The sequence below is a fragment of the Aquipseudomonas alcaligenes NBRC 14159 genome (assembly GCF_000467105.1).
Lineage (GTDB): Bacteria > Pseudomonadota > Gammaproteobacteria > Pseudomonadales > Pseudomonadaceae > Aquipseudomonas > Aquipseudomonas alcaligenes.
This window is the reverse complement of record NZ_BATI01000035.1, coordinates 46,611-65,405: the sequence shown is the minus strand read 5'-3', so window position 1 is coordinate 65,405 and position 18,795 is coordinate 46,611. Positions and strand designations below refer to the sequence as shown.

Below are 18,795 nucleotides of genomic sequence, written 5' to 3'. Positions count from 1 at the left end.
TGAGTAATCTTCGGGATTCTAGCCGCCTGTGCCGGCAAAAGCACGGCCGACAGGCGATGGCCTGTCGTCTGCCAGGCTCGCGTATACTGCGCGGCCGTTTCTTCACTCTCCGGATGATCCCGTCGCCCATGTTCGCCGCGCTGCGCATTCTCAAAGATGTCTTCGGTTACGACGCCTTTCGGGGCAACCAGGCGGCGATCATCGATCGCGTGGCCGGTGGTGGCGATGCCCTGGTACTGATGCCCACCGGCGGCGGCAAGTCGCTGTGCTATCAGGTGCCGGGTCTGCTGCGCGAGGGGCTGGCGGTGATCGTCTCGCCGCTGATCGCGCTGATGGACGACCAGGTCGCCACCCTCGACGAACTCGGCGTGGCCGCGGTGGCGCTCAACTCCACCCTGAGCGCCGAGGAACAGCGCGGCATTGCCGAGCGCGTCCGCCGCGGCGAGATCAAGTTCCTCTACCTGGCGCCCGAACGCCTGGTGCAGCCGCGCATGCTGGATTTCCTGCAGCGCCTGCCGCAGCTGGCGCTGTTCGCCATCGACGAGGCGCACTGCGTGTCGCAGTGGGGCCATGACTTCCGCCCCGAATACCTGCAGCTGGGCCAGCTTGCCGAGTTGTTCCCCGGCGTGCCGCGCATCGCCCTGACCGCCACGGCGGACATGCGCACCCGCGAGGAAATCGCCCAGCGCCTGCACCTGCAGGAGGCCGAGCGCTTCCTCTCCAGCTTCGACCGGCCGAACATCTTCTACCGCATCCAGCCCAAGGATCAGCCGCGCAAGCAGCTGCTGGCCTTCCTAGCCGCGCGCAAGGGCGATGCCGGCATCGTCTACTGTCTGTCGCGCAAGAAAGTGGAGGAAGTCGCCGAGTTCCTCAGTGCCCAGGGCTTCCCCGCGCTGCCGTACCACGCCGGCCTGCCCAACGAACTGCGCGCCTACAACCAGAAGCGCTTCCTCAACGAGGAAGGGCTGATCATGGTGGCGACCATCGCCTTCGGCATGGGCATCGACAAGCCCAACGTGCGCTTCGTCTGCCACATGGACCTGCCCAAGAGCCTGGAAGCCTATTACCAGGAAACCGGCCGTGCCGGGCGCGACGGCCTGCCGGCGGATGCCTGGATGGCCTACGGCTTGCAGGACGTGGTGTTCCTCAAGCAGATGCTGGCCAACTCCGAGGGCGACGAACGGCACAAGCGCATCGAGCAGCACAAGCTCGACGCCATGCTGGCGCTGTGCGAGGAAACGCGCTGCCGCCGCCAGGCGCTGCTGGCCTACTTCGACGAAGTGCTGGAAAAGCCCTGTGGCCATTGCGACACCTGTGTCGACAACGTGCAGACCTGGGACGCCACCGAGCCGGCGCGCCAGGCCCTGTCGGCCATCTACCGCAGCGGCCAGCGCTATGGCGTCGGCCACCTGGTGGACATCCTGCTGGGGCGCGAGAACGACAAGATCCGTGCCTCCGGCCACCAGCACCTGCCGGTGTTCGGCATCGGCAAGGCACTGACCGAGGGCGACTGGCGCACCCTGTTCCGCCAGCTGGTGGCGCGCGGCCTGGCCGATGTCGACCTGGAGGGCTACGGCGGCCTGCGCCTGACCGATGCCTGCCGCCCGCTGCTGCGCGGGGAAGTGACCCTGGAGCTGCGTCGTGACCTCAAGCCGCAGCAGGCGGCCAAGGCCAGCGGCAGCAGTGCCAGCCAGCTGGTGCGTGGCGAGGAACGCGAACAGTGGGAAGCGCTGCGCGCCCTGCGCCGTAAGCTGGCCGAAGAGCACAGCGTGCCGCCCTACGTCATCTTCCCCGACTCCACGCTGCTGGAAATGCTGCGCAGCCAGCCGCGCAGCCTCAGTGAGATGGCCCAGGTCAGCGGCGTCGGCGCGCGCAAGCTGGAGCGTTATGGCGAGGCGTTCCTCGACGTGCTCAATGGCGGCGCGTCCGCCGAGGCGCCCAGGGCGGTCACCGACCTGCGCCACGAACTGGTCAGTCTGGCCCGTGCCGGCATGACCCCGGCGCAGATCGCCGGCCAGCTCAACTGCGGCGAGAAGAGCGTGTACAACCTGCTGGCCGAGGCCATCGCCAGCCAGCAGCTGTCGCTGGAGCAGGCGCTGGACCTGCCGGAGGAGCTGCTCGGCGAGATCCAGGATGCCTTCCTCGATGGCGAGGGCGAGCTGCCGCCGGTGGCCGCGGTGGCCGAACAGTTCGCCGGGCAGGTGCCGGAGGGCGTGCTGCACTGCGTGCGCGCGGCGCTGCAGGCCGAGTTCGAAGCCTGACGTCGCGGCGTTAACGAATCTTTACGCCAATCCTCTGGCTGGCAACTTGTGACGGCTTTCTCGACAGGCTAGGGTGGCACTACGCCATCAATCTGTGAGGCTCTGGTGCCGTTCAACCCCGACTGGCTGGCCGACGTCCATTCCAGCCCCTATGCCGAGCAGCTGGCGCGCGGCTATCGCCGCCTGCGTTTCGCGCCGGCGCTGGAGTGGGAGTACCGCGATTACCAGCTGCGCGACACCCTCGAACTGAGGCGTCTGGCGGTCTGCGTGGCGATGCTGGTGTGGCTGGCCTTCGCTGGCGTCGACATCTGGATGATCGACGGGCCCCTGCTGTTCGCCCTGCTGGCCATTCGTCTGGGCGTGGCGCTGTTGCTGTTGTTCTGCGGCCGGCTGATCCTGCGGCGCAGTCATCGTGAGCTGCTGGTGCCATTGAGCATCGCCTGTATCGGTGCCATGGGCCTGGGCGCGGCGGCCATCATCGCCCTGGGGCATGGCCAGGATCCTTTCTTCCCTTATGAAGGCCTGCTGCTGGTGTGCATCGCCGCCTATTTCCTGGTCGGCCTGCGCCTGGTCGAGGCAGCGGTGACATCATTGCTGGTGCTGCTGGCATACGGCCTGTTCGAGTGGCTTGGCGGGCTGGAGCCGGCGCGGCTGTACAACAACCTGCTGTTTCTGGTGGTGGGCAATCTGATCGGCGCGCTGGGCTGCTATGTGCTGGAGCTGAAGTCGCGCGAGTATTTTCTGGTCAGCCGACTGATGAGCGTGCTGGCCCATCAGGACAGCCTCACCGGCCTGCACAACAGGCGCAGTTTCGATCGGGTGCTGGCCCGCCTGTGGCGCCAGGCGCAGCGCGAGGAACGCACGCTGGCGCTGCTGCTGTGCGATGTCGACCATTTCAAGGCTTACAACGACCGCTACGGTCACAAGGCGGGTGACCAGGCCCTGCAGCAGGTCGGCGCAGTACTGCTGGAGGCCGCCCGGCGCCCGCTGGACCTGGCCGTGCGCCTGGGGGGCGAGGAGTTCGCCGTGTTGCTCTACGACATCGCCCCGGAAGAGGCGCGCCAGCGCGCCGAAGTGCTGCGCCAGGCCGTGGAGGCGCGCGCAATCGCCCACGAGGCCTCGCTGACGGCGCCGGTCCTGACCCTGTCCATCGGCCTCTGTTGCCTGCAGCCGGGCAACCAGCAAACACCGGACAGCCTGTTCGAGCACGCCGACCGCGCGCTCTACGAGGCCAAGGCGTTCGGCCGCAACCAGGTGGTGACCTGAAGCGCCACAGACGCTGGCGCCAACGGTCCCTCACCGGCGTGGCGGCGGCTGCTAGCATCGGGACTTTCCCCTGCCGGCGCTTTTCATGGAACGACTGATCCAGGCCAATGGCCAACCGCACTACGGCATCTTCCCGGCCGCACCGGGCGAGGTGAACTGGCGTGACTTCGATTTCCGCTCGCCGATGGGCCGGCGCCTGGGCGCGCTGGCCAAATGGCGGCGTTTTCACCAGTTCCAGTACTTCGGCCTGGTCAGCGACGAGCTGATCGGCGGCTGCGCGCTGGCCGACATCAGCCTGCTCACCGCCGGTTTCGTCTACCTGTTCCATCCGGCCAGCGGGCGCATGATCGAGCGTGAGTTCAAGCGGCCGCTGGGGCATGCCACGCGCTTTTCGCAGCAGCCCAACGACGGCCTGTGCGAGTTGCGCAGCGGCGCCAACCTGCTGCGCCTGGACAACCGCGGCAGCGACAAACATCTGCTGGTCGAGCTGGATGACGGCACGCGCATCGAGGCGAGTTTCAGCGAACAGCAGTTCCAGCCCATGTGCATCTGCACGCCAACGGCGGTCAACGGCTGGGTCTATGCGCAGAAAGTGGCCGGCGTGCGCTGTCGCGGCAGTGTGAGCAGCGCACTGGGGGACTTCGACCTGACGGCGCTGAACGCCTTTGCCCACCACGACTGGTCGGCCGGCTACATGCGCCCGGAAACCTTCTGGAACTGGGCCTGCCTGTCCGGCGAGGTGAAAGGCACGCGGGTCGGCCTGAACCTGTCCTGTGGGGTCAACGAGACCAGTTTCAGCGAGAACTGCTACTGGCTGGATGGCGAACTGCTGCAGGTCGGCGGCGTGCATTTCCAGTTCAACCGCGACGAGCCCCTGCAGCCGTGGCGCATCGTTTCCGGCGATGGCCAGGTGGAGCTGGAATTCCGTGGCCATGGCCTGCACCGTGAACAGCTGAACCTGGGCCTGCTGGCCAGCAACTTCAAGCAGTTGTTCGGCTGCTTTCAGGGCGTGCTGCGTCCGCCGGGGCGCGCGCCGGTGCTGATCGACAACCTCTGGGGCTTCGTCGAAGACCAGTATGTCAAATGGTAACGGCGGGCTTGGCGGCGGGCTTTTCTGGAGTTATGGTTAGTTGACTAATAATTAGGTTTTTCTGCTGTCCGCTCGAAACAGGGGATGCGGGCAGTGGCGAGGACCAGCGAGAGTCAACTATGCAGAACTTTGCGCAACACAGTTTTGGTATGCAACTGGCCCAGCTTTCCCGCGCCTGGCGCGCCGAGCTGGATCGTCGTCTGTCCGGTCTGGGCCTGTCTCAGGCGCGCTGGCTGGTATTGCTGCACCTGGCGCTGCTCAAGGAGCCGCCGACCCAGCGCGAGCTGGCGCAGACGGTCGGCGTCGAGGGGCCGACCCTGGCCCGCCTGCTCGACGGCCTGGAGGCGCAGGAGCTGGTGCGCCGCATTGCCGTGCCGGAAGACCGCCGCGCCAAGAAGGTCGTGCTCAGCCCCAAGGCGCGCCCGCTGATCGAGCGCATCGAGAGCATCGCCGTGCAGCTGCGCAAGGAGCTGTTCGCCGGTGTCAGCGAGGAAGAGCAGCGCCTGTGCCAGGACATCCACGCCCGTATCCTGGGCAACCTGGAGAAAGGCTGATCCGGCGGCGCTATCATGGCGCCTCCTTCAGTCGCGGAGCGCGCCATGTCCAGCAAACCCGAGGTCGTCATCACCTACTGCACCCAGTGCCAGTGGCTCCTGCGAGCGGCCTGGCTGGCCCAGGAGCTGCTCAGCACCTTCGCCGACGAGCTGGGCATGGTCAGCCTGCAGCCGGGCACCGGCGGGGTGTTCCGCATTGTCTGTGATGGCGTACAACTGTGGGAACGCAAGGCCGACGGCGGTTTCCCCGAGGCCAAGGAGCTCAAGCAGCGCCTGCGCGACCTGATCGAACCCGAGCGCAATCTTGGTCACATCGACCGTTAAGTCTTAGCCGATGTCCTTCACGTCGGCCGCATGCCGGCTCAGGCGTGCCGAGACCAGCGTGGCCAGCAGGATCAGCGCGCCGCCGAAGAGCATGCGCAGGGTGGGCTGCTCGCTGAACAGCCACCAGGCGAAGAGGATGCCGTAGACCGGCTCCAGGGCGAACACCACCGACGCGCTGCGCGCATTGAGCACGCGCAGGCTGGCGACGAACAGGCTGTGTGCCAGGGCCGTGCAGAGCAGGCCGAGCAGGGCGATCCACAGCCAGTCCAGCGCGCGTACCGTGGGCAGTGCCGACCAGGCCAACGGCAGGCACGCCAGCAGTATCGCCAGGTTCTGCCAGAGCGCAGCCTGCGCCGGCTTTACCCCGGCGGTGGTGGCGCGGTTGGTCACCGAGACCATGGCGAACAGCAGCCCGGAGAACACCGCCCAGGCCAGGCCGAGGGTGGCATCGCTGCCCAGGTCGAAGTTCGGCGTGACCAGCACCAGGCCGAGGCTGACCAGGGCCACCACGCCCCATTCGGCCCGGCGCACCTTCTCGCGGAACAGCAGCCCTTCGAGCAGCACGGTGAAGGCCGGGAAGCTGGCGAAGCCGAGGGTGGCCACCGCCACGCCGGAGACCTTCACCGCGATGAAGAACGCCCACCAGTGCCCGCCCAGCAGCAGGCCCGCGCCGGCCAGGGCCAGGCGTCGCCGCCAGCTCAGTTGCGCCCGTGGTTCGCCGATGCGGGCGAATACCACCAGGGCGCCGACGGCGAACAGCGCGCGGCCGAACACGATGACCAGCGGGGCGGCCAGGGCCAGCTTGCCGAAGATGCCGGAGAGGCCGAAGAACAGGGCACCCAGGTGCAGGGCGAAGAGGGCGGTACGGTGCTGCATGGGGATTCCAGATCGAGAGAGCGTGAGGGCGGCGCAGCTTCAGGCCAGGCGGGCACCATTGGGCAGGGGGCGGTCGAAGCTGGCCAGCACCACCTTGCCATCCTGGTCGTAGACACCGGTTACCAGCACTTCCGAGCGCACCCCGGCCACCCGCTTGGGGGCGAAGTTGCACACGCACAGCACCTGGCGGCCGACCAGTTCGGCGGCGCTGTAGTGCGCGGTGAGCTGGGCGCTGGAGGTCTTCACCCCGAGCTCGCCGAGGTCCACCTCCAGCACGTAGGCCGGCTTGATCGCCTTGTCGTTGGGGCGGGCGCTGAGCAGGGTACCGACGCGCAGCTCGACGCGTTCGAAGTCCTGCCATTCGATGGTCTGCATACGCTGACTCCTGACTGATCGGCACAGTCTAGGTGGCCGTGGCCGGCAAGTCTGTCGCGCGGCTCGCGGGCTTTGTTGCGCGTCTCGCGTCAGGCGCCTGCGCGCAGCTGGCGTGGGGTGAGGCCGAACTCGCGGGCCAGGGCGGCGGTGAAGGCGCTCTGCGAGCCATAACCGACCCGCGCGGCCACCTCGCCAACTGCCAGACGGCTGGACAGCAGCAGCTCGCGGCCCAGCTGCAGGCGCCGCAGGCGCACGTGTTCCATGGGCGTGCGCCCGGTCTCGGCGAGGAAGCGGGCGTGGAAGCGCGCGCTGGAAAGCCTGCACAGGCGCGCCAGGTCGGCCACCTGCAGCGGGTGCGCACAATGCCGGTCGATATGCGCATCGATGCTCGCCAGTGGCAGCCCCGGCGCCGCCAGCGGCTGCGCGCCGGCATTGCCGAGGCTGGCCAGGAGCAGGGCGGCGCCCTGCTGGGCGATCACTTCGTCGTTGATCGGACTGGCCGCCAGCCAGTTGACCAGCTGGCTCTGGGCCGGGGTCAGCTGCACCCGGCCCGGGCGATCGAGCAGGCGCCGGCTGCTGTCGGCATGGTGGCCGAGGCGCTGCTGCAGCCAGCCATCGAACGGCACGTCAAGCACCAGGCAGCGGCTACCCAGGGGGCTGGCGCAGGCATGGTGGGTGGCGGGCGGGACCACCGCGAGGCTCATGCTGGACACCTGGCAACCGTGCCCGGCCACCTCGAAATCGAGCCGCCCGGACAGGCCGAACACCAGCTGGGCGTGGTCATGGCTGTGGGCGATCTGTTCGTGGTGGTAGTGGCGCAGGGAGAGCAGCTGGGACATGGCGAACTCCTGATCGAGCGGTCAGTGTACATGGCGCGGCAGCCCGATTGGGCGTCATGCAATCGTCACGGGGCCGTCATGGACGCTTCATTGCGCCGGCGCACGCTTGGCCAAACCCAGCCGGAGGCCGCCCATGAGCATCGCCGAGCGCAGCAAGCCCAGCCGCAAGCAGCACGTCCGCACCCTGTGGATTTCCGATGTCCACCTGGGAACCCGCGATTGCCAGGCCGAGCGCCTGGCCGCCTTCCTCAAGCGCTACCAGGCCGACCGCGTGTACCTGGTTGGCGACATCATCGACGGCTGGAAACTGCGCGGCGGCATCTACTGGCCGCAGGCCCACACCAACGTGATCCGCCGCCTGCTGACCATGAGCAAGCGCGGCACCGAGGTGATCTACGTCACCGGCAACCATGACGAGTTCCTGCGCCGCTACTCGACACTGATCCTCGGCAACATCCAGCTGGTCGACGAGGCGGTGCACACCACGGCCGATGGTCGCCAGCTGCTGGTGATCCACGGCGACCAGTTCGACGTGATCACCCGTTACCACCGCTGGCTGGCCTTCCTCGGCGACTCCGCCTACGAGTTCACCCTGACCCTCAACCGCTGGCTCAACCACTGGCGCGAGCGCTGGGGCTACGGCTACTGGTCGCTGTCGGCCTACCTCAAGCACAAGGTCAAGACGGCGGTGAACTTCATCAGTGACTTCGAGGAGGCCATCGCCCACGAGTGCGTGCGGCGCGGCCTGGATGGCGTGGTCTGCGGCCACATTCACCACGCCGAGATTCGCCCGGTGGGCGGCGTGGAATACATGAACTGTGGCGACTGGGTGGAGTCCTGCTCGGCGCTGATCGAACACCTGGACGGCAGCATCCAGCTCTACCGGCTGGCCGAGGATCAGACGCAGGCCGCCGAAGTGGCGGTGATCGGGCAGGCCGCATGAGGATTCTCATCGTCAGCGATGCCTGGGCGCCGCAGGTCAACGGCGTGGTCACCAGCCTGCAGGCACTGGTAAGCGAACTGCGTGCCATGGGGCACCTGGTCAAGCTGCTGTCGCCGCAGGACTTCCGCTGCCTGCCGTGCCCGAGTTATGCGGAGATTCCGCTGGCGTGGGACCTGTGGCGGGTCGGTCCGGCGATTCGCGAGTTCCGCCCGGACTGCGTGCACCTGGCCACCGAGGGGCCGCTGGGCTGGGCCGCGCGGCGCTGGCTGAAGCGTCGCGGCCTGGCCTTCTCCAGTGCCATCCACACGCGTTTCCCCGAATATGTGCATACCCGCTGGCCGCGCATTCCGCTGCGCTGGGGCTATGCCTACCTGCGTCGCTTCCACCGGCCGAGCCAGGCGGTGCTGGTGAGCACCGAGCGCCTGCGCGAGGAGTTCGCCAGTCATGGCCTGCGCCACCTGCGCCTGTGGCACAAGGGGGTGGATACCGCGTTGTTTCGCGCGCGGCCGCGCGAGGCCGGCGAGCCGGTATTTCTCTATGTTGGCCGACTGGCGGCGGAGAAGAATCTGCGGGCCTTTCTCGAGCTGGAGCTGCCCGGACGCAAATGCCTGGTTGGTGACGGTCCGCAGCGCGCCGAGCTGCAGCGCGACTATCCGCAGGCGCAGTTTCTCGGTTACCTGAGTGGCGAAGCCCTGGCGGCGCAGTTCGCCGCTGCCAGTGTGCTGGTGTTCCCCTCGTGCACCGACACCCTGGGCCTGGTGATGCTCGAGGCCCTGGCCTGCGGCACGCCGGTGGCGGCCTTCCCGGTCGCCGGGCCGCTGGATGTGTTGCAGGCGGGCGTGACCGGGGTGATGGACGAGGACCTGGCACAGGCGTGCCGGGCGGCGCTGCAGCTGGATCGCGCGATCTGCGCTGAGCAGGCCGCGCGGCAGTCCTGGCGCGCCTCTGCCCTGGAGTTCCTGGCCAGCCAGGCGTTGCTCGATGGCGAGCCACTGGCGCAGGAAGACTGGCTGCCGGCGCAGGCCTGAGCCTGGCAGCGGGTGATGAAAAAGCCGCCCGGAGGCGGCTTTGGCGTTACAGGATGACCTTGTCGCGCAACTTCTCGGCAGCCTGGCTGAGCGCCTGGATGACCTTCTCCTTGTCGTAGTTCTGGATGCCGTTGGTATCCAGGTACATGGAGAAGCCGGGCAGCTCGTGTTCGACATAGCTGGAGCGGGCGCCGAGGTCGCGACGGTGGTCGACCACCTGGTAGATCTGCACCGGCCGGCTGAAGCCCTTGACCGTGATCTGGCCCTTGTCGCGGCACATGATCAGGTCCTTGATCAGCGAGTAGGTCTCGTGGGAGATCAGGATCTCGCCGGCTTCCGAGGAGCTTTCCAGGCGGCTGGCCAGGTTCACTTCGCGGCCGATGATGGTGTAGTCCATGCGCGTGTCGGCGCCGAAGTTGCCCACCGTGCAGTAGCCGGTGTTCAGGCCCATGCGGATTTCCAGCGGCTTGGTGATGCCCTGGGCGCGCCACTGCTGGCGCAGCACCTTCATGTGCTTGCGCATGGCGATGGCCATCGACACGGCATTGTGCGCGTCCTTCTTGGCGCCCTGGCTGGTCGGGTCGCCGAAGAACACCAGCACGCTGTCGCCGACGAACTTGTCGATGGTGCCGCCGTACTTGAGGGCGATCTTCGACATCTCGTTGAGGTAGGTGTTGAGCAGGTCGGTGAGTTGCTCGGCTTCCAGCTCCTCGGACAGCTCGGTGAAGCCCTTGATGTCGGAGAAGAACACGGTGAGCTTCTTGCGCTGGGTTTCCAGGCGCACGTGCTTCTTGCCGCTGAAGATCATTTCCCAGACCTGCGGCGACAGGTACTTTGCAAGGTTGCGCGCCAGCCGCGCGGCTTTCTCCTGCTCGCGCTTGATCTCGCTGCGCGCCAGGGTCAGGCGCATGCCCTGTTCGTGGACGAAGTAGGCGGCGATGCAGATATATAGAGTGGTCAGCAGGATGCTGGTGAGGGCTACCAGGCTGGGCGTGGCGACGCGTGGTTCCGGCTGGATCAGGGCGAAGCTCAGGGCCATGCTGCCGGTCGCCACCAGCAGCGCCAGGCCCATCCTGCGCAAACCGCCGGCAATCAGCGAGCTGAAGGCCAGGGTCAGCAGGAACATCAGCGTCGGCACCACCGAGAAGCTCATCAGCACGGCGGCGGCTCCCGCGTGCAGGGAATCGACGAAAGTCAGCACCAGGGCCGTCTGCTGCGGATGGTCGCGCTTGAAACGGTTGCCCAGGTGGTAGGCCAGGTGCGGGTAGAGCAGGGCGTAGGGCACCAGCCACAGGATGTCGTAACCGAAATGGTTGACATAGGTTCCGGCGGCCACGGCCGCAGCCGGAGCGATATAGGCCAGGACCCGCGAGTAGTATTCACGGAGCAAGGGGGCAGGCTGCGCCCGGGGCACGGCATTTTTATTCAATTGCGACTATCCCTGCTGAATTTCTGACGCCTCTGGTGGGCGTTTGGCAGCTCTGCAAGAGGCGAGCCAGGCAGGGATCATAACGGGACGCCGGTCACAGGACCAGCGTCGGGTGCCGAATGGCGCGGGCCGGACGACGGGCGCCACCCGGCCCATCGCTCAGAAGCGGATGCGCCCGGTGAAGGCATCCTTGAGCATCACCCAGTCGCCCATGAAGCTGTACAGCGGATACTTGAAGGTGGCGGGCTTATTCTTCTCGAACACGAAGTGGCCGACCCAGGCGAAGCCATAACCGGCAAAGGGCAGGGCCAGCAGCCACAGCCATTGCTGGGTGAACAGCGCGTAGCCGAGGATGCTGAGCACCAGCAGGCTGCCGACGTAGTGCAGGCGGCGGCACACGTCGTTGCTGTGTTCTTGCAGGTAGTAGGGGTAGAACTCGGCAAAGCTGGTGAAGCGGGCGGTGGTTTCAGCGCTCATGGCGTACCTCCTGTCATTGTTGACCGGCAGTCTAGGCGAGCTGTCTCCTGCGGCCAGTGACATACAGTGCCAGTTTAGTATCCTCTCGGCGCCAGACCGTGCATTAGCCACTACAAGAAGAATCATGAGCGAACGTACCACTTCCTCCAGCTGGGCTTCCGGCATCGTCCAGGCATTGGAGCTGGGCGGCGTCGACTGCCGCCAGCTGTTCGCCCGCCTGGGCCTGGATTACGCCGCCCTGAGCGATCCGGACGCGCGCTTCCCGCAGGATGGCATGACCCGCCTCTGGCACCTGGCGGTGGAAACCTCGGGCAACTCGGCGATCGGCCTGAACATGGCCAGCGTGGTGCGCCCCTCGTCCTTCCATGTGGTGGGCTACGCGCTGATGTCCAGCCGCAACCTGCTGGAGGGCTTCAACCGCCTGGTGCGCTACCAGCGGATCATCGCCGAAGGCTCTGACCTCAGCCTGCGCGCGCTGCCGGAAGGCTTCGAGCTGATCCAGGCGATCCACGGCGATCGACTGCCGCCGGCTCGGCAAAGCTCCGAGGCCTCGTTGGCCTACTCGCTGGCCTTCTGCCGCTGGCTCACCGGCAAGCCGATCACGCCGCTGCGGGTCAGCTTCCAGGGGCCACCGCCGGCCAATCTGGAACTGTACCGGCAGGTGTTCCAGGCACCGCTGCAGTTCAATGCCGAGCACTATTCGCTGCTCTACGCGCGCGCCGACCTGGAAGCGCCGCTGCCCAGTGCCAACGAGGCGCTGGCGCAGCTGCACGACCGTTTCGCCGGTGAGTACCTGGCGCGCTTCTCGGAGAGCCGGGTGACCCATCAGGTGCGCCAGGTGCTGTGCCGCCTGCTGCCGCAGGGCGAGCCCAAGCGCGAGGCGGTGGCCCAGGCGTTGCTGCTGTCCGAGCGCACCCTGCAGCGGCGCTTGCAGGAGGAGGGCACCAGCTACCAGCAACTGCTCGACGACACCCGCCGCGAGCTGGCCGAGCAGTACCTGGCGCAGCCCAACCTGCCACTGCTGGAGATCGCCTACCTGCTCGGCTTCGCCGACCCCAGCAACTTCTTCCGCGCCTTCCGCCGCTGGTTCGACGCGACGCCGGGCGAGTACCGCGCGCGGCTGTGATGCCTCCCTCAATCCTTCTAGGGGGGAGGAGTCGAGGGTGAGGGGCCCCCAGGCCGCTCGTTGCCTATCCCTCACCCCAGCCCTCTCCTGGGGGGAGAGGGAGTGGCACCTCCGTGGTATCAGGTGGCGTGCTTTGGGGGAGCCCGTTTTGGGCGAAAAATCCGTTCCGACCGTCGCGAGCGCGCTTCGGCTGGCTCGGCGCTGCGCCGCGCGGTAAAGCGTAGCGAGCAGGCCTGCTGGCTAGGCGTCCCGCAGCGAGAGGCGAGACATAGCGCCTGCTAGGCGAGCCTGGAGCGAGGACGCAACGACGCCAGCGGGACGCGCAGCAGCTTTGCTGCGTGGCGCCTCAGTGGCGCCAGAAGGCGGGGAACAGCAGGACCAGTACCGTCAGGATTTCCAGGCGCCCCAGCAGCATGCCGATGGTCAGCAGCCACTTGGCGATCTCCGGCAGGCCGGCGTAGTTGCCGGCCGGGCCGATGATCGGACCCATGCCCGGGCCGACGCCGGAGACGGTGGCGGCGGCGCCGGTCAGCGCGGTGATCCAGTCCAGCCCGCACAGGGTAAGGGCCAGGGCGAGCACGGCGATGGTGATGGTGAAAAAGAAGGAGAAGGCCAGTATCGAGCGGGCGATGTCTTCGTCCAGGCGATGGCGGTTGTAGTTCTGCTTGATCACCGCGCGCGGGTGCACCAGCTGCTTGAGGTTGGCCTTGAGCAGGATGTAGGCGACCTGGAAGCGGAAGATCTTCAGGCCGCCGGCGGTGGAGCCGGAACAGCCACCGACGAAGCCCAGGTAGAAGAAGATCATGCTGGCGAAGGGGCCCCACAGGTGGTAGTCGCCCAGGGCGAAGCCGGTGGTGGTCATCACCGAGGTGATGTTCACCGCCACAAGGCGCAGCGCTTCCAGCCAGTGCAGTTCGGTGGTCAGGGTGTACCAGCTGGCCAGCGCCAGCCAGCTGATCAGCAGCACCTTGATGAAGCCGCGCACCTGTTCGTCGCGCAGCAGCGCCCGGTAGTTACCTCGCAGGGTAGCGACGTAGAGCACGAAGGGCAGGCTGCCGAGGATCATCACCACGACCGCCACCCAATGCACGGCCGGTTGCTGCCACTTGCCGAGCGAGGCGTCGGAGGTGGAGAAACCGCCGGTGGCAATGGCCGACATGGCATGGTTGACCGCATCGAACGCGCCCATGCCGGCCAGCCAGAAGCCCAGCACGGCCAGGCCGCTGAGGCCGACGTAGGCCACCACCATGTACTTGGCGACCATGTGCGAGCGCGGCATGACCTTGTCCGAGCGGTCCGAGGATTCGGTCTGGAACAGGCGCATGCCGCCGATGCGTAGCATCGGCAGGATCGCCACGGCCATGGCGATGAAGCCGATGCCGCCTAGCCAGTGCAGCAGCGAGCGCCAGATCAGGGTGCCCGGCGACATGCTGTCCAGGCCGGTGAAGATGGTCGCCCCGGTGGCGGTGATGCCGGACATGCTTTCGAAGTAGGCGTCGGTGATGCTCGCGTGTTCAGCGAAAATGAACGGCAGCGCCGCGAAGATCGACACCATCACCCAGCTCGACACGGTCAGCATGTACATGTCGCGCGGGCGCAGCTGGCCTTCCTGCGGGCGCCCCTGGGCGACCAGGGCGATACCGGCGATGAAGGTGATCAGGCTGGACCAGAGGAAGGCATTGATGCCGCGGGTCTGCTCGAACACCAGCAACGTGCCCACCGGCACCAGCATGCTCACCGCCAGGGTGATCAGGAAAATGCCGTTGATGAAGGCCAGGGTGCGCAGGCTGGAGAGGGACAAGGCTCAGTGCTTCCAGAAGGTGCGGGTGAACAGCACCAGTACGGTGAGGATTTCCAGGCGGCCGAGCAGCATGCCGATGGTCAGCAGCCACTTGGCCGAGTCCGGCAGGCTGGCGAAGTTGCCGACCGGGCCGATGATCGGTCCCAGGCCCGGGCCGACGTTGCATACCGCCGTGGCGGCGCCGGTCAGCGCGGTCACCCAGTCCAGTCCGGCCAGGGTCAGGGCCAGGGCCAGCACGCCGATGGTGATGGTGAAGAAGAAGGAGAAGGTGATCAGCGAGCGGACGATGTCCTCGTCCAGGCTGTGGTTGTTGTACTGCTGCTTGATCACCGCGCGCGGGTGCACCAGCTGCATCAGGTTGGCCTTGAGCAGTACGTAGGCGACCTGGAAGCGGAAGATCTTCAGGCCGCCGGAGGTGGAGCCGGAGCAGCCGCCGATGAAGGTCAGGTAGAAGAACAGCAGTACCGCGAAGCTGCCCCAGGTGGTGTAGTCGCCCAGGGCGAAGCCAGTGGTGGTAACCACCGAGGTGACGTTGACCGCGACGATGCGCACGGCATCCAGCCAGCTGTGCTCCGAGTGGCTCCACAGCCAGGTGCCGAAGATCAGCCAGGTGACCAGCAGAAAGCCGATGAAGCCGCGTACCTGATGGTCCCTGAACAGCGCCCGGCGATTGCCGCGCAGGAAGGCGACATAGAGCATGAAGGGCAGGCCGCCGAGGATCATCACCGCCACGGCCACCCAGTGCACGGCCGGCTGCTGCCAGTTGGCCAGCGACAGGTCGGAGGTGGAGAAACCGCCGGTGGAAATCGACGCCATCGAGTGGTTGATCGCCTCGAAGGGCGTCATGCCGGCCCACCAGAAGGCCAGGAAGCCGAGGCCGGTGAGGCCGACATAGACCAGCAGGATGTACTTGGCGGCCATGTGCGAGCGCGGCATGACTTTCTCGCCCCAGTCCGAGGATTCGGTCTGGAACAGACGCATGCCGCCGACCCGCAACAGCGGCAGAATGGCCACCGCCATGCCGATGAAGCCGATGCCGCCCAGCCAGTGCAGCATCGAGCGCCAGATCAGGATGCCTGGCGACATCTTGTCCAGGCCCACCAGCACGGTAGAGCCGGTGGTGGTGACGCCGGACATGGTTTCGAAGAAGGCATCGGTGTAGCTGATGTGGGCGATCAGCACCATCGGCAACGCGGCGAAACAGCACACCACCACCCAGCTGGCGGTGGTCAGCAGGTACATGTCGCGCGGGCGCAGCTGGACGTGCTTGGGCTTACCGGGCAGCGCCAGGGCCATGCCGGCGCCGAAGGTGATCAGGCTGGACCAGAGGAAGGCCGTGAGGTCGTCGGTGCGCTCATAGGCCAGCAGGGTCAGCATGGGGATGACCATGCTGGCGGCCAGGGTAATGAGGAAGATGCCGATGATGAAGCCGATGATACGGAGAGTCGGCAGGGCCATTGGGCGCGCTCTGACGTGAACGAGGGCGCCATTCTACCCGCGCCGGCTGGGCTGTAAATCCGTCGGCGGGGGCTTCACAGCGCCCTGCCGATTCATAGAATAGCGCCCCGGTCGCCGGCCTTCCCCGGCTTTTCCAGTCGCCCGTCCATGTCCGAACCCCATCCTTGCCTCCGTTGTGGTGCCTGCTGCGCCAATTTTCGCGTGTCCTTCTACTGGGGCGAATGCCGGTCCGCCGGCGGCACCGTGCCCGATCAGTGGGTCGAGCAGATCGCTCCCCACCATGTCGCCATGCGCGGTACCACGGGCAAGCCGGTGCGTTGCATCGCGCTGCACGGCGAGGTCGGCTGTGGCACGCACTGCAGCATGTATGAGCAGCGCTCCAGCACCTGCCGCGAATTCACCGCCAGCTGGGAAGATGGCCGGCACAACCCGCATTGCGACGCGGCACGCGCCGCCTATGGGCTGCCGCCGCTGACGCCGCAACACTTCGGCTAGAATGCCGTTCTGCATTCTCTGGAGGTGGTCATGCAAGCCCTCGATCTGCTGCTCAACCGTGTATCCGTCGGCCGTCTGCTGGAACCGGCACCCGATGCCGCCCAGCGTGAGCTGATGTTCCGTGCCGCCCTGCGCGCGCCGGACCACGGCCAGCTGCGGCCCTGGCGTTTCATCACGGTGGACGGCGAGGCGCGTGCGCGCCTGGGTGAGTTGTTCGCCGAGGCCCAGGCGCAGGACCCGGCCAGCAAGCCGGAAGCGCTGGACAAGGCGCGCGCCATGCCACTGCGCGCACCGTTGCTGGTTGTGGTGGTGGCGCGCATCGCCGAGCATCCCAAGGTGCCGCAGGAAGAGCAGCTGCTGTCGGCCGGTTGCGCCGCCCACAGCCTGTTGCTGGCCACCCAGGCGCTGGGCTTCGGCGCCATCTGGCGCACCGGCGCGCTGGCGCAACATCCGCATGTGCTGGCCGGGCTCGGCCTGGAGGCCGGGGAGAAGATCGTCGGCTTCCTCTATGTCGGCAGCTTCGAGGGCGAGCGGCGCACCCCCCCGGCGCTGCAACCGCTCGACTTCGTCAGCGCCTGGCAGGGCTGACGCGCGTCATTCCGCCAGCGGCAACTCCAGGGTGGCGATGAAGCCGCCCTGCGGGTGATTGGCCAGCAGCAGCCGGCCGCCATGCCGCTCCGCCGCGCGGCGGGCGATGGCCAAGCCCAGGCCATGACCTGCCGCCTGCTGGTGCGGGGCGCGGAAGAAGGGTTCGCCAAGCCGCTGGAGGAGTTCCTCGGGCGCGCCGGGGCCGTGATCGCGTACTGCAATATGCAGCTGGCCGGCCTGGCGAGTCACCGTCACCTCGATCGGTTTTCCCTCCGGGTTGAAGCGCAGCGCATTGCGCAGCAGATTGTCCAGTGCGCGTGCCAGCATGTCCGGCCAGCCCTGCAGGGGGCTCGGGCCATCGTCCAGGTGCAGCTCCACCCTCTGCTCCGGTGCCGCCAGCGCCGCATCGGCGAGCAGGCCGTCGAGCAGCGGGCGTAGCTCGATGCTGTGGGCGCTGCCGGGGTCGGCGTCCAGGCGGGCGAGGGCGAGAATCTCGCCGATCAGCGCTTCCAGGCGGTCGCACTCCTGGGTCAGGCGCCCCCACAGTTGCTCGCGTTCCGCCGGCCCGGCCCGTTCGGCCAGGGCCAGCGCCACGCGCAGGCGCGCCAGCGGCGAGCGCAGCTCGTGGGAGACGTCGCGCAGCAGCTGGCGCTGGCTGCCGATCAAGTCCTGCAGGCGCGCGCCCATGCGGTTGAAGTCGCGGGCCAGCACGCCGAACTCGTCGCGCCGTGCCGCCAGGCGGGCCAGGCTGTGCTGCTGATAGGCGGTCTGCCCGAGGTCGTGCACGGCGCCGCGCAGGCGGCCCAGCGGGCGGGTGATGGAGAGGGTCAGCAGCAGGCTGAGCAGGGTCAAAACCACCAGGGCGATGGCCAGGGCGCTGAGCGGCCAGAACAGGCTCTGGCGATGCCAGTCCATCAGCTCCGGGTGGGGAATGCGGTAGATGAACAGGTAGGTCTGGCCACTGCTGGGGCTGACGTATTCCTCGGTCAGGCGGCGCCAGGGCAGCCGCTGCGGGTTGTCCTGGCGAGCCTCGAAGGCGGCGGCGCGTGGCGGGAAGGTGCCGTACACCAGGGAGCGACCGCTGTCATCCAGTACCTGGGTGTCTACCCGGTAGCGCTTCTTGCGCTTCTCTAGGAAGTTCTGCGCGGTCTGCGGCCCCTCTTGCTCGTAGAGCTGGGTCCAGAGCTCCGCCAGGTCACTGACAGCCGGGTGATGGCCGATGACCCAGGCATCCTGATTGAGCGCGCGTCCCAGCAGCATGGACAGCCCGGCGACCAGGGCGATGGCCAGCCAGAAGCTGGCGAAGATGCGCCAGAACAGTGAACGCATGGGGGCTCCTCAAAACAGGAAGCCCGGCTGGATGAGCCGGGCGGGAGTGGGGGCGGGCGGTTACTGCGCCCGCTTGTCCTTCTCGGCCTTCCAGGCCTCGAATTCGGCGCGCTCGGCGCGGCGTTTCTCCATTTCGGCCTTGCGGCTGTCGAAGGTCTTCTGCTGCTCGGCGGTGAGAATGCCACGGATGGCCTTGTCATGCTCCAGGCGGGCGGTTTCCAGCTCCTTCTTCAAGGCGTCCTGGTCGGCCTGTGGCAGCTTGCCCAGGTACTTCTGGGTGATCTCGCGCGGGTCGTCCTTGCGCTCGCGCATCAGCTTGCCCAGCTGCTCGCGTTGTTCGGCGCTGAGGTCGAGGCCCTTGAGCGGGCCGCCGCCACGGTGTTCGCCGTGCATCGACTTGTGGCAGGGGGCGGGACCGTCTTGCGGCATGGCCAGGGCGAGGGTCGGCAGGCTGGCGGCCAGGATCAGGGCGGTGAGGGTCTTGCGCATGCTGTATCTCCTTGTCTCTGAACCGGTGGGTTACCGGATGAGCCCAG

The 18,795-nt window shown here is 67.3% G+C and carries 19 protein-coding genes; 10 read left to right on the top strand and 9 right to left on the bottom strand.

Annotated elements, in window-relative coordinates; translation table 11 throughout:
- The first annotated feature begins 128 nt into the window (after positions 1 to 128).
- The 5 genes from recQ to PA6_RS17975 all read left to right on the top strand — a co-directional run bounded on the left by recQ (position 129) and on the right by PA6_RS17975 (position 5,495).
- The gene (recQ, locus tag PA6_RS17995; protein ID WP_021702388.1) at positions 129 to 2,261 is read left to right on the top strand and encodes a DNA helicase RecQ; all 2,133 of its coding nucleotides are present in this window, start codon (positions 129 to 131) and stop codon (positions 2,259 to 2,261) included.
- 105 nt (positions 2,262 to 2,366) lie between these two features.
- The gene (locus tag PA6_RS17990; protein WP_021702387.1) at positions 2,367 to 3,527 is read left to right on the top strand and encodes a GGDEF domain-containing protein; all 1,161 of its coding nucleotides are present in this window, start codon (positions 2,367 to 2,369) and stop codon (positions 3,525 to 3,527) included.
- An 85-nt stretch (positions 3,528 to 3,612) separates the two neighbouring features.
- Positions 3,613 to 4,617: a DUF2804 domain-containing protein gene (locus PA6_RS17985; protein ID WP_021702386.1), complete on the top strand. Its 1,005-nt coding sequence runs from the start codon at positions 3,613 to 3,615 to the stop codon at positions 4,615 to 4,617.
- Positions 4,618 to 4,736: 119 nt separating this feature from the next.
- Positions 4,737 to 5,171, top strand: a complete 435-nt coding sequence (locus PA6_RS17980) for a MarR family transcriptional regulator (protein WP_021702385.1) — start codon at positions 4,737 to 4,739, stop codon at positions 5,169 to 5,171.
- A gap of 45 nt (positions 5,172 to 5,216) precedes the next feature.
- Positions 5,217 to 5,495: a SelT/SelW/SelH family protein gene (locus PA6_RS17975; RefSeq protein ID WP_043216957.1), complete on the top strand. Its 279-nt coding sequence runs from the start codon at positions 5,217 to 5,219 to the stop codon at positions 5,493 to 5,495.
- A gap of 3 nt (positions 5,496 to 5,498) precedes the next feature.
- Here the strand turns inward: PA6_RS17975 and PA6_RS17970 are convergent, their stop codons facing one another.
- The 3 genes from PA6_RS17970 to PA6_RS17960 all read right to left on the bottom strand — a co-directional run bounded on the left by PA6_RS17970 (position 5,499) and on the right by PA6_RS17960 (position 7,585).
- Entirely contained in the window at positions 5,499 to 6,371 is an 873-nt protein-coding gene (locus PA6_RS17970) for a DMT family transporter (RefSeq protein WP_021702383.1), read from the bottom strand.
- 39 nt (positions 6,372 to 6,410) lie between these two features.
- Positions 6,411 to 6,746 carry a tRNA-binding protein gene (locus tag PA6_RS17965; protein WP_021702382.1) on the bottom strand — a complete coding sequence of 112 codons (336 nt, stop codon included), beginning with the start codon at positions 6,744 to 6,746 and terminating at the stop codon, positions 6,411 to 6,413.
- Positions 6,747 to 6,835: 89 nt separating this feature from the next.
- Positions 6,836 to 7,585 (bottom strand): AraC family transcriptional regulator, encoded by a 750-nt coding sequence (locus PA6_RS17960; RefSeq protein ID WP_021702381.1) that lies wholly within the window; start codon positions 7,583 to 7,585, stop codon positions 6,836 to 6,838.
- Between the two features lie 133 nt (positions 7,586 to 7,718).
- On the opposite strand from PA6_RS17960, the gene PA6_RS17955 reads away from it, so the two are divergent.
- Together PA6_RS17955 and PA6_RS17950 are read left to right on the top strand one after the other, a co-directional pair.
- Positions 7,719 to 8,528: a UDP-2,3-diacylglucosamine diphosphatase gene (locus PA6_RS17955; RefSeq protein WP_021702380.1), complete on the top strand. Its 810-nt coding sequence runs from the start codon at positions 7,719 to 7,721 to the stop codon at positions 8,526 to 8,528.
- Complete coding sequence (locus tag PA6_RS17950; protein ID WP_021702379.1) at positions 8,525 to 9,556, top strand: glycosyltransferase family 4 protein; 1,032 nt, start codon at positions 8,525 to 8,527, stop codon at positions 9,554 to 9,556. The genes PA6_RS17955 and PA6_RS17950 overlap by 4 nt, the downstream gene beginning before the upstream one ends.
- Positions 9,557 to 9,602: 46 nt before the next feature.
- On the opposite strand, the gene PA6_RS17945 is transcribed toward PA6_RS17950, so the two are convergent.
- Positions 9,603 to 10,985, bottom strand: a complete 1,383-nt coding sequence (locus tag PA6_RS17945; protein ID WP_021702378.1) for an adenylate/guanylate cyclase domain-containing protein — start codon at positions 10,983 to 10,985, stop codon at positions 9,603 to 9,605.
- Positions 10,986 to 11,144: 159 nt separating this feature from the next.
- On the bottom strand, positions 11,145 to 11,462 hold the full coding sequence (locus PA6_RS17940; RefSeq protein ID WP_021702377.1) for an Mpo1-like protein: 318 nt from the start codon (positions 11,460 to 11,462) through the stop codon (positions 11,145 to 11,147).
- Positions 11,463 to 11,586: 124 nt separating this feature from the next.
- On the opposite strand from PA6_RS17940, the gene PA6_RS17935 reads away from it, so the two are divergent.
- Positions 11,587 to 12,588, top strand: a complete 1,002-nt coding sequence (locus PA6_RS17935; protein ID WP_021702376.1) for an AraC family transcriptional regulator — start codon at positions 11,587 to 11,589, stop codon at positions 12,586 to 12,588.
- 346 nt (positions 12,589 to 12,934) lie between these two features.
- Here PA6_RS17935 and PA6_RS17930 read toward each other — a convergent pair whose 3' ends face one another.
- Together PA6_RS17930 and PA6_RS17925 are read right to left on the bottom strand one after the other, a co-directional pair.
- Entirely contained in the window at positions 12,935 to 14,389 is a 1,455-nt protein-coding gene (locus PA6_RS17930) for a TrkH family potassium uptake protein (protein WP_021702375.1), read from the bottom strand.
- Positions 14,390 to 14,392: 3 nt separating this feature from the next.
- Positions 14,393 to 15,847 carry a TrkH family potassium uptake protein gene (locus PA6_RS17925; RefSeq protein WP_021702374.1) on the bottom strand — a complete coding sequence of 485 codons (1,455 nt, stop codon included), beginning with the start codon at positions 15,845 to 15,847 and terminating at the stop codon, positions 14,393 to 14,395.
- 147 nt (positions 15,848 to 15,994) lie between these two features.
- On the opposite strand from PA6_RS17925, the gene PA6_RS17920 reads away from it, so the two are divergent.
- Both PA6_RS17920 and PA6_RS17915 read left to right on the top strand, forming a co-directional pair.
- Entirely contained in the window at positions 15,995 to 16,342 is a 348-nt protein-coding gene (locus tag PA6_RS17920) for a YkgJ family cysteine cluster protein (protein WP_043216954.1), read from the top strand.
- Between the two features lie 30 nt (positions 16,343 to 16,372).
- Entirely contained in the window at positions 16,373 to 16,930 is a 558-nt protein-coding gene (locus PA6_RS17915) for a nitroreductase family protein (protein WP_021702372.1), read from the top strand.
- A gap of 6 nt (positions 16,931 to 16,936) precedes the next feature.
- Here PA6_RS17915 and PA6_RS17910 read toward each other — a convergent pair whose 3' ends face one another.
- A complete protein-coding gene (locus PA6_RS17910; RefSeq protein ID WP_021702371.1) occupies positions 16,937 to 18,259 on the bottom strand; it encodes a sensor histidine kinase in 1,323 nt (440 codons plus the stop codon).
- A gap of 60 nt (positions 18,260 to 18,319) precedes the next feature.
- Entirely contained in the window at positions 18,320 to 18,748 is a 429-nt protein-coding gene (locus tag PA6_RS17905; RefSeq protein WP_021702370.1) for a Spy/CpxP family protein refolding chaperone, read from the bottom strand.
- Positions 18,749 to 18,795 lie beyond the last annotated feature (47 nt).